Source organism: Shewanella sp. SM68 (genome assembly GCF_025653925.1).
GTDB lineage: Bacteria > Pseudomonadota > Gammaproteobacteria > Enterobacterales > Shewanellaceae > Shewanella > Shewanella oncorhynchi.
This window is the reverse complement of sequence record NZ_JAKKRU010000005.1, coordinates 190,395-206,913: the sequence shown is the minus strand read 5'-3', so window position 1 is coordinate 206,913 and position 16,519 is coordinate 190,395. Positions and strand designations below refer to the sequence as shown.

Below are 16,519 nucleotides of genomic sequence, written 5' to 3'. Positions count from 1 at the left end.
CCGAATAGAGTGACTACGCCGTCGATAACATACGAATTCATCACTGAACTTTATGCTGTTGATGGCAAATAATAGGGTTAACATACTAATTTAACACAATAAGCAGTGAGCATATTCAACACAGAGGGAAGCTAAATGGTACGTTTCAGTGTTTTGGATCCTTGGACCGATCCCCGCGGCGGTGAAATCGAACGGGTTCGGATCGACAATGGCATACTCGCATTAGAAGTCATCAGCTTAGGCGGTATTATCCGCGCTCTGTGGACCCCAGATAAACACGGTGAACGTGCCAATATCGTCTTAGGTTGTGATAGCGCCGAAGATTACTTGACTCAATCGGCTCATTTAGGTGCCATTGCAGGCCGCTTTGCAAATCGCATCGCTAACGGCAAAATGCACTATCAAGGGCATGATTATCAATTAGATGTAAACCAAGCGACTAACTGTTTGCACGGCGGCCGTGAGGGTTTTAATCGTAAAAACTGGCAACTAGGTCAACTCCCCGATGGTGTGCGTTTGACCTTAATGAGCTCAGATGGCGACATGGGCTTCCCCGGTAATTGCACGGTTCAGCTAGATTACCGCCTCGCAGGCAATAATTTGTACGTAGAAATCTTAGCCTCGGTCGATAAAGCCTGTCCCGTAAGCCTCACCCAGCACAGTTATTTCAACCTCGATGGCTCAGAGACCAATCATGAGCATCTGATGCAAATCGATGCCAAGCGCTATCTGACCATGAACGATGTCAGTGTTCCCACAAGTATTGCCCAGACGACAGGGTCGATTTTCGATTTAAGTCAACCAATACGCTTAGGTGATAAGCTGCATGCCGCTGAACTCGCAAGCACTCGCGGTTATGATCACTGTTATATGATGAATAACCCCGATGGCTCACTCGCCCGTTTTGGCTGTTTAAGCAGTCCCATCAGTGGTCGCGCTATGACGGTTTATACTAATCAACCGAGTGTGCAGCTGTACTGTGCTAATTTTTTAAATGGCACAGTAGGTCGCAATCAACAGGTATTAAATCAACATCATGCTGTGTGTTTAGAGCCGCAGATGCTGCCAGACTCACCGAACCAAGGCGAGCGCTTTGGTGATGATGTTTGGTTAGTGCCAGGCAAGGTTTATCACCATATTAGCCGTTATCAGTTCGATGCCGATGCGTAGCCATTCGCAATAAAAAATTGAGAAAACGAGGGAAAGTGCTGTTTAGCAGAAGGGAATAAATAAAGCGATAAGGAATAAAATAAACACTACTTTATTCCTTACACTCACAGTGTTAGCCCTTAGGCCGACACTGTGTTAATCATCAAAATCATCGCCCCAATCATCGTCAAAATCCACGCCAACGGCATCAGATTCGACTTCTGGTTCAACTTCAGGCTTCGCCTTACGTACAGGCGCAGTTTCCTTCACGTTGTTCAAGTCAATGCGAGCTTGATGTTTACTCATAAATTGAGATCTTGCCGCCTTCCATGCACCACCAAACTTAGCCTCAGCAGCTTTTAACGCAGCCTCATCTAAGTCGTATAGGTTCACTTTGACTATATCTTCCACATACTCAATGATCGCATCGCGATCGGTATTGTATAGGTAGATACGTCCTGGGGAGGCATCGGGCAGCTGGTTGTCATGGACGACAATCGCGTTGCCTTTCGATGTTCTCAGCTCACCATACCAAACCTGTTTCTTTGCTGTGTTATACATATATGCTAATACCCTTAAATCAACACATACACCATGAGTTTTTTAGCCTGAATAAGCGAAGCATCGCTTGCTTTGATCCACGAATAGCGCCTGAAAGTCTCTGACGTTTTCAACTGGGTATTTTTACAGAATATTTCCGATAATCAATGCCTCATACCATGAAATTTTCACTAATTACGTATTAATTTCTGCCAAAGTACCCAAAAAGTTTAATCATTAACGACTTTAGTCTAAAAAATCGACGCGGCAAGTTTTATTCCCAAGAAAAAGCAATCATATCTATGGTGTTTGATGAGTCATCAACGTTAACAATTCTAGGTTGCTGTAAAGTTAACCATCAAGGTTATCCATGAGGATTTAATTACAGCGCTACAAACTCATATTTACCGAACAATGACTAAGCCACTATGATGTCAGAATGTCTTCTAGATTGACTCGAATGGCAGCGACTTAAAGCAAATATGTCGCTGCAAAACCAAGTATGCCTAGCTCAAATGACAGTCAGTATTACTTTGCCTCTGTGCTCACCCGACTCCATCAAAGCATGGGCTTTAGCAGCCTGTGCTAATGGAAAGGTTGCAAAAATATTGGGGACAATTTTATGGGCGTTTAACAACGGCCAAACTTTCTCCAATAATTCAGCAGCAATGGCGGCTTTGGCCTCCACGCTCTGCGGTCTTAGGGTCGACCCTGTCCACATGATACGTTTTGCCATCAGGCGGAAAATCTCAACCTCGGCCTTAGGCCCCCGTTGCATAGCTACCGACACCATACGCCCGTCCATCGCTAAGGCTTGTAAGTCAAGATTGATAAAATCACCACCCGCGATATCAAATACCACGTTTACGCCCTTATCTTGAGTGAGTGCCATCACAGGTTCAACAAAGTTTTGAGTACGATAGTTGATGACTTCAGCGGCGCCAAGGCTCAAGCAATAATCGCGTTTCTCATCCTGTCCCGTCGTAGCTATTACTTTTGAACCCAGCGCACTGGCCAACTGAATAGCCGTACTACCAATGCCACCTGAGCCACCGTGGATCAGTACCGTCTCGCCCGCTTTGAGTCCCGCACGCATAAACAGGTTACCCCATACGGTGAAGAAGGTTTCTGGCAGCGCTGCTGCCTGCACATAACTAAAACCCGTCGGGATCGGCAAACAATGGGCCGCATAGGTGAGCACATACTCGCCATAACCACCGCCCGGCACTAAGGCGCATACCTTATCGCCAACTTGCCATTGGCTCACGCCGTCACCGAGGACACAAATATCCCCAGCAACCTCAAGACCAATAATCGGTGATGCACCCGGTGGCGGTGGATACGCGCCCACCCTTTGTTTAACATCGGGGCCATTCACTCCTGCTGCATGCACGCGGATCAACACTTGCCCCGCCGCAGGGACAGGCAAAGGTGAGCGCGATAGCCGCATCACCTCGGGCGCCCCAGGTTGCTCAACATGAATATGGGTGTACTCGCTTGGTAAAGCTGACATAAAAGCTCCTGTGAGAATGGCACCAACCTAATAGCAGATTGCTATGCTTAAACGGTTCGTTTGCTAAACCTTAATGCGGCTAAGCTAGCGCAATTTCAAGCCAAATAGCCACAGTTATTCCATTCTATATTCCATCGCACTAAATCAAGCGGCTGACGTTAACCATTTGAACTGAAAGCTGAACCTAAGCTGAACAGAAAAGATGTATCAAAAAAATATTATGACAAATACTAGATATATTAAAAACTTACAGCCATTATTCTGAGGCATTATTTGCTGGCTGCGATGTTTGTCGCGCTATTGTTATCACGCAAATAATCCAATGAGGTTTGATGCAAGTCTGTGTTAAATGCATCAAATAACGCCCAAGGAAGATCTGCTTTGCAGACTAGATAACTACGGATACACAATGAAAAACACACTACTCTTCGCAGCAATTAGCTTAGCGATTGCAACTCCCGTTCTTGCCCATAACACTCATGTAAGCCCCCCATTAGGCAACAACACACCAAACAGTTCACCAGCTCAACCCGTCCCGCCACCGCCCTCTGCACCAATTAGCTTAATTGAATCACATAGACCGCTACTGCGGGAGACGCCATTGATGGCATCCCCCAATGATCCGACGATGACAGAGCAGCCTAAGATTCATTCACGCCAGAAACGTCAGATAGAGGTCTCGGAGCAACCCCCACTTAAGTTGCAGAATCGTAGCGCCGCGATGCAAGTCAGCGACTGCAGTGACTTTGTTGGGAAATCAGGTCAGGCACTAGTCAATGAACTGAGCCAATCGACACCCGAATGCGTCGGTAAGCTCTATAGCCTCAAAGGCAGTGCTGCGACCGCGCTATTTAGCGAGGCCAATGTGATCAGTGTGGCTAATGCCATTGCCGCTAAAGCCAAGGACTACACTGGGGTCGATGTTCAGCATCTTGAGTCCCATATTTACTTTGTCCGCGCCGCCCTCTATGTGCAGTTTTACAGCCCAAATGATGTGCCCGCTTACAGCAGCGCCGCTAAGGCCAGCTTAAAATCAGCCCTCAACGCTTTATTTGCGAACGCTGCGATTTGGACAGTCTCCGATGCTAATGCTGGCGTGTTGAAAGAAGCCTTAATCCTGATTGACTCAGCCGAGCTCGGCGCCGAGTTTAATCATGTCACTATCAAAGTGCTTACGGACTACGACGCTTACTGGCAAGCCAGTTTCGCCATGAACGCCGCAGCAAACTCAGTGTTTACCACCTTATTCCGCGCCCAATGGAATGATGACATGCAGGCGCTGTTCGCGCGTGATCAAGGGATTTTAGATGCGCTGAATAACTTCCAACTCGAACATCGCAACTTGTTAGGCACCAATGCAGAGTACCTTTTGGTCAACTCAGTTAAAGAGTTATCTAGGCTGTATTACATTGATGCCATGCGCCCGCGAGTGACCCAGCTGGTCAAAAACATCCTCAGCAGCACCAGCAAAACCGAACCGAGCAAAGTGCTTTGGTACGCGGCGGCAGAAATGGCAGACTATTACGATCGCAGCCATTGTAACGATTACAATATCTGTGGTTTTAAGGCGCAGTTAGAAGCCGATGCTTTACCTTTTAATTGGAAATGCTCCGACAGTCTCAAGATCCGCGCCCAAGATCTCTATCAAGATCAAGCCAAGTGGGCCTGTGATGTGCTAACCAGCCAAGAAAGTTATTTCCACAGTAAACTCGAAACGGGCATGCAACCCGTGGGGCAGGATAACAACGATGACTTAGAGCTAGTGATCTTCGGCAGTTCGTCTGAGTATAAATCCTTAGCCAACAGTATATTTGGTATCAGTACCGACAATGGCGGCATGTATTTAGAAGGCTCACCCGCCGGACTCAAAAATCAGGCACGTTTCATCGCCTATGAAGCCGAATGGCGCACGCCGGATTTCCACGTCTGGAACCTGCAACACGAATACGTACACTACCTCGATGGACGCTATAACCTGTTTGGTGACTTTAGTCGTGGCACTTCGGCCAATACCATTTGGTGGATTGAAGGCCTCGCGGAATACATCTCTTACCGTGACGCAAACCCTGCGGCAATTGCCATGGGCGAAACAGGTGAGTATATGTTGTCGACCATATTCAAAAACAACTATGAATCTGGCCAAGACCGCATCTACCGTTGGGGTTATCTGGCGGTGCGTTTCATGTTTGAGCATCACAGGGACGATATAAGACAGATTCTCGCCTACCTACGTAACGACCAATACGCTGAATATCAAACCTTTATGGATGGTATTGGCACACGTTACGACAACGAGTGGCAAGGTTGGCTCGCCAGCGGCTTGAGCACGGCTGACGATGGCATTGTCGATAAAGGCCCAAGTGATGTCGATGCTGAGCCCAGTGGCCGTGAAGGTAATTGGAGTGGTCCTGCGGGCACTATCAGTAAGGATTACTCGCCTTGCCAAGTGACGAACGAAGCCTACCGTTACACTGAATCGGCCAGCCTGAAAATCGATGTGCCGATGGAATGTATTGATTCTAAACTCGGCCGCGCCAGTTTCAGTTTCACTAATACCGATCGCTCGGCCCAAGATCTTTGGATCAAGATTGGCGGAGGTTGGGGTGATGCCGACATTTATTTCAATTCTAAAGGTTGGGCAAGCCCAGAACAAAACCAAGGCGCGGGGATCGGCAACGGTAACTATCAAGTCATTAAGGTGCAGTTAAACCCTAACGAGTATTGGCACTACATTACCTTATCGGGGGACTTTGGTGGTGTCGATATGCAAGTCAGCACCACTGAGCTATTTGCTGATATCGACCCCGATCTGGGGGATGGCGGCGTGGATCCTGAGCCACCAGCCAATTGCGGCGCAGCGACCTTAAATTACGGTAAGCTCACCCTAGGCAAAAATGAGTGCATCAGTGGCGGGCGTAACAGCTTCTACTTCTGGGTTGAGGAAGATAATACCCAGTTCACTGTCACCACTAAGGGCGGCTCTGGGGATGCCAATATTTACTTCAATGCCAGTCAGTGGGCCGACGCAGATAATGCCGATGCAAAGAGCGCTAAAGCAGGAAATCAAGAATCGCTTAGCTTCAGCGCCAATCGTGGCTGGCGTTATATCACGATTGATACTGCCACTGAGTTTAGCGGCGTAACACTGACCTTAAGCACAGGCACGAGTAACACACCCGATCCGGTGCTCATTGCCAACGCCTGCGCGACGCAATCACCTTTAAGTTATGGTGAGCTCAGTGCTGGCAAAGCCATTTGCACCGCAGATGGGCGCAACGATTATTACCTTTGGGTACCAGAGGGAACGAATCAGCTAAGCATCAACTCCGCCCACGGCAGTGGTGATGTTAGCCTGTTTTCGGGGACGACTTGGGCGAATGCTCAACACTTCGATGCAGCCTCTGTGACACCCGCCAACACGCGGGAAAGCATCACAGTCAATGCGCCAAACGTGGGGTGGTATTACATCACAGTGCAAAGTGAGCCCCAGAGTGCGGGAGTCGCACTGCAGGTTGATTTACGCTAGTTTGATGACTTGCATCGCTTAAGTAAGCAGTTTTAGCCATTACGCATAAATCAAGCATTTGAATAAATAGCAAAATCCCTGCTTCTGCAGGGATTTTTATTGAAGATAAGCTGAATAAGCGACACTGACGTCATAGAGTCTTTAGCGGCAATACGTTATTAGCGCATCCCTTCGAGCAATTGCACTCTCTCCTTGGCCCTTGCTGCATAGTCGTTTGAAAACCGCTCTGCCATTTCAATGCTCTGCTGATAAAGCGTTAACGCTGCTTTTGCATCGGCCGGTCCACCCTCGCCTTTATCTAACAGGGTTGCGAACTGGAAGTAAGCATTGCCTAGAATATCCGCTTGCAAGCCTTGTTTGGCACCCAAGGTTGTCACTTTTTCTAACCAGTATCTCGCGTTAACCGTATCTCGATAGGGTTCCAATAACAGGATATTGGCAAGTTCAGCGGCGGCGTAAAGATCTCGCTCGGCGGCAATTATCCAAAACTCCTCGCTCTGCTCAAAGTCCTCTTTAAAGTAGTAATAGGTTTCGGCGGCATCTCGCGCTAAATCAGGTTGAGCTTTAACGCTTTGGCGATAATTTTCCAATGCCGTTGTAGCATTAAAATAGGGCGAACAAGATAACACTTGATAAAACGCCATCAGACTTCTTGCCTCAGGCAACCCTTGGTCAACTAGCTGATTTAACTGCTGCCATGCTTGCGTTTCACGAACCTTATCCGCACCTGTATTAACCAAGCCACGCTCAATAACCGATAAAGGTAAACGGATTAACTCAAGCTTTGCCGCATTATCGCCAAAGCTTGCGGCGCGCTCCAGCCAATAGATCTTTTCATCGGCACGCCCCGCGTAACCCGCTTGATCTCGCAGCCAATGCAGCGCCTCAATATCGCCAGCTTCAGCGGCTTCACGGTAATATTTCTGTGCCTTAATTTTATCCTTGGGTAAGGCGTGCCCAAGCTCATAGATACGTGCTAACAATCGTTTATCAGCAGCCTTTGAACTCTGAGCTAAGGTATTGATTTGTGATTCAGGTTTACCATAGGCATACAATTTCACATCACCGTTAGCATAAGTATATTGAGTACCATCGGGATAATTCACCTCAACCGTATCAGGCTGATACCAAACATTGACCTCATACTGTTCGGCAATCTGTGGATTAAAATTCACCCGCATCACAGTCTCATCACCGCGACGAACCGCTTGAGTATAAGGACTAGCCCATAGGCTAGAAATTTGCTGCAAACTACTTTTCAGCCTAGCCTCGAAGGGTTTGTCTTCCTTAGGAGAATGAATAAATACTGGATAGTAAACTGGCGCTAAAGATAAAGGCGTAGTCGCAAGCAACGAATTATCCGCCTCGCTACCCGCATAAATAGGATCGATATTAAGTTCATGACTTAAATAAAAATCATCGTGGGGTGACACTTGAGTCGGCAACGTAGTTTGGCTAGCAACTTGTGCCGCATCCACAACAGAAGTGCGCTGCAACTTAGCAAGATATTGTTGTTTAAGTGCTTTAGCCCTTTGCCACAACGGATGGTTCGGCAGTATTGTCACATCGAGCATTAAATCCTCAAGCCGCCACAGACAATCGCCGCCACCATTCAAAGCTAAGGGCAGCGAAAACTCACTCGCTTTGCTACCACTGCTAATCACTTGCCGCAGCACTGAGGTTTCTTCGAATGTCGCGCGGTAGGGATTAGCAATATCACCACTGGGAAAACGGATTTCCTTTCGAGTACAAACAGATGAGACGTAATAACCGACAAGTTCTAATTGCGTATTAGCAGGTAATACACCAACGAACTCGAAACGCGAACTGTCTACAGGTGCAGTCACTTGATCGACGGGCAACTCACTACGAAATAAAGAATCCCAAAAAGAGGCCATGACGGGAGAGGCAAACATCAATCCAGCCGAGCAAGCCAAATATAAAAAAGCCCTATGAAAGCAATGTAACAAACTCATAATGCCAGCTCTCCGTTGCTGATGAGGCAAATCCACTCGCACTTAAACACTCGCTTAAATACAACAAAGATCATTAAGCCAACGCGTTTAGCCGTTGGCTTAAATCATAACGTATTTACAGGCAAGTTGAACCCATGCCTGTCAGCCTAGGGGCGATAAACCCAGCACATAAAACTCAACTTAAGCACTTCGCAGTCTAGCAAGCACATCCTTGGCCTTCAATTCCGCCATAGCGACATAGGCCACAGGCACTACAAATAACGAGAAGAAAGTGCCCGCTAACAGACCTCCGACTAAGACTAAACCTATGTTAGCTAATCCTAACGAGCCCGGTCCCGATGCCAAGGCTAAAGGAATCGCACTTAAAATCATGGTTAAAGACGTCATTAGAATCGGTCTTAAACGAGATTTGGCACTGCTTCGCGCCGCCTCAATCGCACTCAAACCTTGGTCTTGTTGCTTATTGGCAAACTCCACCAGCAAGATACCGTGTTTAGTCACTAGCCCCACTAAGGTTAATAAACCAATCTGCGAATAGATATTCACACTCTGGCCAAACAAGGCTAAGGTCAATAACGCACCGACAATACACAAGGGCACTGTCAGTAAGATAATTAAGGGATCGACAAAACTTTCGAACTGCGCAGCCAAAATCAAATAGATAAACACCAATGCCAGCAAGAATAGCGACTGAGTGCCCGCCTGCGAATCCATAAGATCCTTCACCACACCATTGTATTTAAAGCCTTGGGCATCATTAAGCAATGTCGGCAATTGTTCATCTAAGTAGGTTTTGATTTCATCAGTTGAATAACCGGGCATAATATCTGCCGTCAATTCAGCGCTATCAAGACCCATAAACGTCTTAATGTTAGATTCTGCCGTGGTCTGTTTAATCGACACAAATTGCGACAATGGCAGTGCTTGCCCTGATTCTGAAGTGACATACAGCTTATTCAACACTTTAAAATCACTCAGTTTGTCTAAGTTTACTTGCACTTGAATAGGATAAGTAAAACCATCGGTAGCATGTAAGTCCGCCGCCTTCACTGAGCCAAGAAAGGTAGAAAGTGCATTAGTGACATCACCATAACTCACACCTGAGAGGATAATGGCGTTGCGATCGATAGACAGATCGTAGCGTAGTTGGTCCCTAAGCACTGAGTTGCCCACGTTATTCAGGCCAGGATAATCCTCGAGTAATTTTTGCACTTTGGCGGCGGTTTCGCTGAGTTCGTCCTTATTCCGATCTAAGGTCGTCAGCTCTAAACGCAAATTATTGGCAATATTGAGATTATTTGCTGAGCGAATGCTAAACGACATGTTATAGGCAGAAACGTTTTCCTTTGATGTTGTAATCAAGTCGCTGATCACATCATCTATACCCTCACTGCGCTCACCCCAAGGTTTGAGTAGCACATGGTTCACTGGCTCTCCCTCGATATAGGACAAGTTAGCCCCAACCGCGGGATGCTCGTCCATCACACCATTAAGCTCAGCATTGTGATTGAGATGATACTGCCTACCGACACCGGTAGGGCCATTAGACGCCACATCGATAAAGCCAGAGTCCTCCGCAGGCAAGAGTATTTTGGGTAATTGCCAGTAAGCAATACCCGCAAGACCCACCAAAACCACAGCCACACCAAACATCAAGCGCTTGCGGAAAAACCACTTATTCAGCTCATTGATATACAAATGATTTAACTGCTGCAGCGCATTCTCGACTCGGCTAAACCATTTAGGGTGTTGCTCAGTAGTATTGATAAGATAGGCGCTCATCATAGGCGACAAAGTCAACGCCACCACGCCAGAGATCATTACGGCCGCTGCTAAGGTAAAGGAGAATTGCCGAAACAGATCGGCGGTTAAGCCCGACATTAATCCGATCGGCAGATACACAGCGGCGAGCGTTAACGTCATGGCAATGATAGGGAAAATGATCTCCTGACAGCCTTTAATTGCCGCATTGAAAGGCGTTTCACCGTTTTCAATATGGCGATAGCAGTTCTCGACCACCACAATGGCATCATCCACCACCAGGCCAATAGCCAAAATAATCGCCAAAATAGTCAACACATTGATACTAAATCCGAGCGCCGACATCACAGCAAACACCCCAATCACGCACACGGGAATGGTAATAATGGGGATCGATGCCGCCCGCAGGCTACCCAAAAATAACACCACAATCAGCGAAACTAAGATCACCGCTTCAATCAACGCAGAAAATCCTTCGTCGATGGAGGCTTCAATAAAATCAGCTTGGTTATAAGCCAAGTTCATTTCTAAGCCTTGGGGTAAATGTTTTTGCATGCGTGCAATTTCGGCTTTAATGTTCGAAGCCACTGTCACTGGGTTAGCGTTGCTCAGCGGTAAAATCTGCAATGACATTGCACTATGTCCACCGATAGACAACATACTCGGCGACAGACTTTCCTCGCCCATCACCACATCGGCGACATCGGACACACGGATGATCTTACCCTCGCTGACCTTAATCACCAGATCCTTCACGTCTTCAAGCGTTTCAACTTGATTCAAAGGGTTAATCGAGAAATCCCGCGACTTACCTTTGATCGCACCCGAGGTAAAACTGGCATTGTAAGAGCCTAACGTGCCCACCACATCGGCAGCTTTAATATTCAGCGCCTTCATTTGTTCAGGATTGAGCCAGACTCTGACCGCCTTTTGTGAGCCACCATATGGCCCCCAAACGGCACCAACGCCTTGAACTTGTTTGAGTTGCGGTACTAACTGCTGGCTAATGTAGTCATACATAGCCTGCTTTTCCATGCCTCCCGCGTTCACAAAGGTGATGATATTACTGGCAGAATCTGTGGCCGAAGTATCGTCAGTGACTGTGGGCTTATCTATCATGCTCTGGGGGAAATCGTTAATCCCTTCGACGCTGCTACGCAACTTGTTCATTAAGTTGGTGTATTCAATATCGCTGGTGTCATCATTGAATTTAATCGTTAATGAGCAACGCCCCTCGCTACAGTCGGTCGACATGGTATCGACTTTATCTATGCCCGAAGCCGCAGCAATCAACTTATCGGCCACGTTACTCGACATAAAATCGGCGCTCGCCCCTGCAATCGACGCATTCACAGATGCCGAGTGGGTGGTATGCTCAGGGAAGTATTGGATATCGAGTTTTTGAAAGGCAATCAAGCCCAGTAACACAGCCATAATACTGAGTACGGAGGCGAAGATAGGATGACGAATACAGACTTCGGGTAAACGCATTATTCAGCCACCTCAATATTTGGAGTAGCGCCTGAATCAGCACCTTTGTCAGCGCTTGATGTTGCCGCTTTATCTGCAGTGTTTCTATCCTGCACGACTTTGATCTTGCTATCGGACTTGAGGTTTTGCATACCCGTTTTAACGACTAAATCGCCTTCGGCTAAACCTTCAGTCACGACGGCATAACCGTCATTCGTATTTTGAGCGAGTTTAACTACTTGTTTTACTACGCTATCGCCCTGCACTAGCCAGACAAAACGTTCATCGTTATTGGCAATAATCGAATTTTGCGGCACTAACAGACGTTTAATCCCTAGACTATAGAACTGCTTGATGTTGGCGAACATGCCAGGAGCAAGCTTAAACTCAGGGTTTTCAAGGGCGGCATGCACTTCAACCCGTCCTGAGCTTTCATCTACCGCAGGGGCAACATAGTTAACTAACCCTTTGAATACCTTATTACCATAGGCCTCAACAGTCACATTCACCTTTTGGCCCTTTTGCGCCTTGCCTAAATCCTTCTGACTGATGGCATAACGCACTTCGACCGGATTTAAACTATAGAGGGTGACTAAGGCCGTACCAGCACCAATTTGACTGCCGATAGACTGACTAAAGCTGGTCAACTGACCATCGAAGGGCGCCTTGATCAGGTAATCGTTCATGGTGGCTTGTTTCTGGCGAAAATCCGCATCGGCCAGATTCACATTTTCCCGTAGCTCATCCACATCTTGCTTAGCAAGCGCAAAGGGTTCTTTAATCAGTAAGTCTTCGATACGCTCCAGCTTAGTTTTAGCCAGTGCTAAGGTGCTCTTGGCTTTGTCTAAATCAGCCTTGGCTTTAATGTTGTCCTGCTCGGCAATCACTTGGCCTTTAGTCACTTTGTCGCCGTTACTAAAATGAATCGCGCTAATTTTTTCGCTAGCATTAAAGTTCAGCGTGGCTGAATCGATAGCGTTGATTTTACCGACTTCATTCACTACATCGGCAAAGGATGTTTCTTTAACGGCCTCGACCGTCACAGGGATGATATCGACCTTGTCCGCCGACATCACGGCCATAGGGGCTAAAGCGAAAACACTCGCCAGTAGAAACGGCAAAGGCGCGAATAAGGGCGCCTTTGGGAGATGATGGGAATGGCTTTTTAATGAAATATCGCATGCACTGCGTGCTCGTTCAGTTACTCTTTGTGTAAACAGCGTTCGTGTAAACATAGTATGCAAACCTATCGTTCTTACTATTCAACGGACATCCTATCCGACAACAGCAAACCGGATTGAACCCAAAACTAATACCAAGTCCCCCCAAAGTGCCTGTTTAAGCAATTTGAGGTTATTTGGGTATACAGCCTATAGGCTTAATCCCAGTCAGTGCCAGTAAAAACTCGGTTACACAACCAAACAAAACAATAACTTAACGATAAACTTAATAGTGAGCACTTAAATCACACAAACAACCATAAAATACAGCAAACTTGAAACAAGTGTAGAGCCAGCCTATTAGCAAGCCACTATTTACCTTTTAACAGGGCTCCGATGGCCTTTTTCACGTCTGCAAAACAGGGGCGCTGAGCCACATCTAACTGCATGCACTCGTCTTTAATCGCACTCAACTGTGTGTAGTAAAGAGGGCCAATCGAGGCACTCACATAGGCAGATGCATCCACATAGGCCAATAGATCTTCAATCAAGCAACCAAGCGCCCGCACTTCAATAGCTTCTATCGCTAAGCGTTCTGCTGTCGATAGATTGCATAAGTTTGATGCCGCACCAAAATCCCCAAACAATAAGCTCATCTGTTGATTAACCATAATATTATGGGCGTAGACATCACCATGGCTTACTTGTTTGGCATGCATGTGCGCCATCGCATCGGCTAACTGGTGTGTGATTTTGGCGACTTCATCAAGGCGAAATTCGCTACCGTCTTTAAAGGTATCGCGAGTGCAGGTGACAAGACTTGGTGGTAGCCCTAAGTTACTAAACCCTGGCGGAATAAGTTCCATCACTAAACCCAATTGATCTTTCTGGCTAATGTGCGCCACGACCTTAATAAGGCTGGGATGATCACCCGTTGTGAGACAGCAATCTAACTCGTCAGCGGGATAACCATCGCTCGTCACTTCACCCTTAAAGAGTTTTACCGCAATCTGCGCCGACCCCGTCGCGGCTATCATGGCTTGATTCAACCAATCGCCTCGATAAATGACCCCAGAAGCCCCTTCGCCAAGCTTCTCAGCCAACTTGATATCACCCAGAGTCACATTCGCCAATGTGGCCACATCGGCATGGGGATCGACTAAGGTATGGCTGAATGGATTTCCCGCAAAGGCGAGCCAAGTCAGTTTGGGCAAACTGAGTAACCAAGCTGGCAGTGCGTGGAGTTGATTGGCCGATAAACGCACTAACTCTAAGTTGCGGCAATTGGCCATCGACTCGGGCAAGGCTGTTAAACGGTTACCCGCTAAGGCTAATTTTTGCAGACGATGTAAATCGCCCATGGCCGTAGGCAACGTCTCAATGAGGTTATCGGTTAGGATGAGCCAGCGGGTTTGCAGCGGTAATGCCGCAGCAGTCACTGTTTTGATTTGATTGGCCTTAAAGCCAATCATCTCTAAATTTGTGCAGCGCCCTAATGCCTCAGGCAAATGTTCAAAGCGATTATTCGAGGCGAAAATTATCTTTAAATGCGATAAGCGGTGTAAATCCTCGGGCAAAGTGCTCAGTTGATTATTCGATAAATCGAGGATTTCGAGGGTATCGGCTAAATCAAAAATCTCCCGCGGGAACTCGGTTAAATCCTCAACCAATTGTAAACGTGTGATCCCTTGTAACTGCCCTGCCCTTAACTGCGCTAACGTCTGCACTTTGCTACCCAAGTTAATGAAAAATCGCGGCTATGGTAGCGTATAAATCGACAAAGCTAAACGCAGGATCTGCAATCAAAGGGCGGCACAATCGGCCTTAAGACAACTTTGATACTATAGGTAAAACTTGGGGGAGCTATCCAGAAACTCGAAAACAGATTAGCATGTGCACCAATATGGAATGCCCAGTCAACTCATCACAGGACAATCATGCGGACACATTTTCGCCAAACGCACTCTTTTACAGTGCTTATGCTTGCCATGCTAATGGCCCTACTGAGCGGTTGCGCTACAACATCAGCAAGCCCATCAACCACTGAATTCAATGCCACTGCAAGTGATGTCAGTAATGATAACGACCACTCGCCACAACAGCATCAAACGCCACCCGCCGTGGTTGAGCAGTACAGCGATGTGTGGGAAAAGATCCAACACGCCAATACCATTGACGTCCATGATGATGCCGAAGTACGTAAACAGCGTAACTTTTTCGATGATAAACAAAAATTTATGAATCAGGTTGGCGATCGCGCCGAGCCATTTTTATATTACATAGTCAGCCAGCTCGAAGCACGTAACATGCCATTAGAATTGGCGTTATTGCCCATAGTCGAAAGTGGCTATAACCCTTTAGCACAAGCTAACGGCCCCGCAGGACTGTGGCAAATGATCCCTGCTACTGGACGTAATTTTGGCTTAACGGTGAATTCTGCCTATGATGGCCGTAAAGATGCGCTGGCCTCAACCGATGCAGTGCTCGACTATCTACAGCACCTATACGACACCTTAGACAAAGACTGGATTAACGCCGTCGCCGCCTACAATACCGGTGAGCTAGTGATCAAAGCCGCCATTGATAAAAACAAAGCCAAGGGCAAACCTACGGACTTTTGGTCACTGGGTATCCCCGCTAAGCGAGTACAAACAGTCCCTAAGTGGCTGGCATTTATTCAGATTATTCGAAATCCCAACCACTACGGTTTAAAAGTCCCCCCTATTGCTAACCGCCCTTTCTTGGAAAGAGTGCCAGCACCTAATGGCGTAGATATTGGCCAGATTGCTAATGCAGCAGGGCTCAGCAAAGCAGAATTTAAAACCTATAACCCAGGCTTTCGCCAAGGTGTAATCCCCAGCAAAGGCAAATATCAAATCGCCTTACCGCTGGAAAACATAGGTCATTATCAGGAAAATCAGGACAAGCTCTACGCTCAAAAACGCTATGATAGCCAAAGCTATATCGTCAAATCTGGTGACAGCCTAGGCACAATCGCAGCCAAGTTTGATATGTCAGTGAAAGCATTAAAACAGGCCAACAATCTGACATCTGACCGCCTAAAAATCGGCCAAGAGCTCACACTGTTAACGCCAATGGCGGGCAATGATAATGAGCCAGAACCCACTAAAACCAAGGCGAAGACAGATAAAAAAGTGAGCAATAAGTCGTCGACCAAAGCTAAAGCGACTACCTCAACATCGACCGATAAACCTGTAGTAAAAGCGACCACTTACAAGGTGAAATCAGGTGATTCGCTGGATAAAATCGCCCGTACGAATAAGGTTAAACTGGCTGACTTAATGAAGTGGAACCAGCTCAATGGCAAAAGCATTATTAAGCCAGGCCAAGAACTGAAAATTTCCGAATAACGATTGTAGTTTGAACGGCAAATAAGCCCAACAAAGCGCGGTTCCCAAGCGCT

At 47.0% G+C, this 16,519-nt stretch carries 9 protein-coding genes; 3 read left to right on the top strand and 6 right to left on the bottom strand.

The window, feature by feature from the left end; translation table 11 throughout:
* The first annotated feature begins 135 nt into the window (after positions 1-135).
* On the top strand, positions 136-1,170 hold the full coding sequence (locus L5M40_RS10645) for an aldose epimerase family protein (RefSeq protein WP_113940013.1): 1,035 nt from the start codon (positions 136-138) through the stop codon (positions 1,168-1,170).
* Positions 1,171-1,305: 135 nt separating this feature from the next.
* Here L5M40_RS10645 and L5M40_RS10640 read toward each other — a convergent pair whose 3' ends face one another.
* Together L5M40_RS10640 and L5M40_RS10635 are read right to left on the bottom strand one after the other, a co-directional pair.
* A complete protein-coding gene (locus tag L5M40_RS10640) occupies positions 1,306-1,710 on the bottom strand; it encodes a hypothetical protein (RefSeq protein ID WP_105251357.1) in 405 nt (134 codons plus the stop codon).
* Between the two features lie 490 nt (positions 1,711-2,200).
* Positions 2,201-3,202, bottom strand: coding sequence for an NAD(P)H-quinone oxidoreductase (locus tag L5M40_RS10635; protein WP_263146616.1), 1,002 nt, complete (start codon positions 3,200-3,202; stop codon positions 2,201-2,203).
* 409 nt (positions 3,203-3,611) lie between these two features.
* Here L5M40_RS10635 and L5M40_RS10630 point away from each other — a divergent pair, with 409 nt between their 5' ends.
* Positions 3,612-6,728, top strand: coding sequence for a M9 family metallopeptidase (locus L5M40_RS10630; RefSeq protein ID WP_263176407.1), 3,117 nt, complete (start codon positions 3,612-3,614; stop codon positions 6,726-6,728).
* A 158-nt stretch (positions 6,729-6,886) separates the two neighbouring features.
* Here the strand turns inward: L5M40_RS10630 and L5M40_RS10625 are convergent, their stop codons facing one another.
* The 4 genes from L5M40_RS10625 to L5M40_RS10610 all read right to left on the bottom strand — a co-directional run bounded on the left by L5M40_RS10625 (position 6,887) and on the right by L5M40_RS10610 (position 14,822).
* Positions 6,887-8,704 (bottom strand): sel1 repeat family protein, encoded by a 1,818-nt coding sequence (locus L5M40_RS10625; protein WP_173247002.1) that lies wholly within the window; start codon positions 8,702-8,704, stop codon positions 6,887-6,889.
* A 180-nt stretch (positions 8,705-8,884) separates the two neighbouring features.
* Positions 8,885-11,956, bottom strand: a complete 3,072-nt coding sequence (locus L5M40_RS10620) for an efflux RND transporter permease subunit (RefSeq protein ID WP_219234535.1) — start codon at positions 11,954-11,956, stop codon at positions 8,885-8,887.
* Positions 11,956-13,170 (bottom strand): efflux RND transporter periplasmic adaptor subunit, encoded by a 1,215-nt coding sequence (locus tag L5M40_RS10615; RefSeq protein WP_263176411.1) that lies wholly within the window; start codon positions 13,168-13,170, stop codon positions 11,956-11,958. Before L5M40_RS10615 ends, L5M40_RS10620 begins: the two co-directional genes overlap by 1 nt.
* A gap of 296 nt (positions 13,171-13,466) precedes the next feature.
* Entirely contained in the window at positions 13,467-14,822 is a 1,356-nt protein-coding gene (locus L5M40_RS10610; RefSeq protein ID WP_263176413.1) for a leucine-rich repeat-containing protein kinase family protein, read from the bottom strand.
* Positions 14,823-15,032: 210 nt separating this feature from the next.
* Between L5M40_RS10610 and L5M40_RS10605 the strand changes: the two genes are divergently transcribed.
* Positions 15,033-16,466, top strand: a complete 1,434-nt coding sequence (locus L5M40_RS10605) for a LysM peptidoglycan-binding domain-containing protein (RefSeq protein ID WP_263176414.1) — start codon at positions 15,033-15,035, stop codon at positions 16,464-16,466.
* Positions 16,467-16,519 lie beyond the last annotated feature (53 nt).

Excerpts from the sequence above, each read along its gene's own strand:
- L5M40_RS10645 (WP_113940013.1), top strand. The coding sequence starts at position 136 with ATGGTACGTTTCAGTGTTTTGGATCCTTGGACCGATCCCCGCGGCGGT.
- L5M40_RS10640 (WP_105251357.1), bottom strand. The coding sequence starts at position 1,710 with ATGTATAACACAGCAAAGAAACAGGTTTGGTATGGTGAGCTGAGAACA.
- L5M40_RS10635 (WP_263146616.1), bottom strand. The coding sequence starts at position 3,202 with ATGTCAGCTTTACCAAGCGAGTACACCCATATTCATGTTGAGCAACCT.
- L5M40_RS10630 (WP_263176407.1), top strand. The coding sequence starts at position 3,612 with ATGAAAAACACACTACTCTTCGCAGCAATTAGCTTAGCGATTGCAACT.
- L5M40_RS10625 (WP_173247002.1), bottom strand. The coding sequence starts at position 8,704 with ATGAGTTTGTTACATTGCTTTCATAGGGCTTTTTTATATTTGGCTTGC.
- L5M40_RS10620 (WP_219234535.1), bottom strand. The coding sequence starts at position 11,956 with ATGCGTTTACCCGAAGTCTGTATTCGTCATCCTATCTTCGCCTCCGTA.
- L5M40_RS10615 (WP_263176411.1), bottom strand. The coding sequence starts at position 13,170 with ATGTTTACACGAACGCTGTTTACACAAAGAGTAACTGAACGAGCACGC.
- L5M40_RS10605 (WP_263176414.1), top strand. The coding sequence starts at position 15,033 with ATGCGGACACATTTTCGCCAAACGCACTCTTTTACAGTGCTTATGCTT.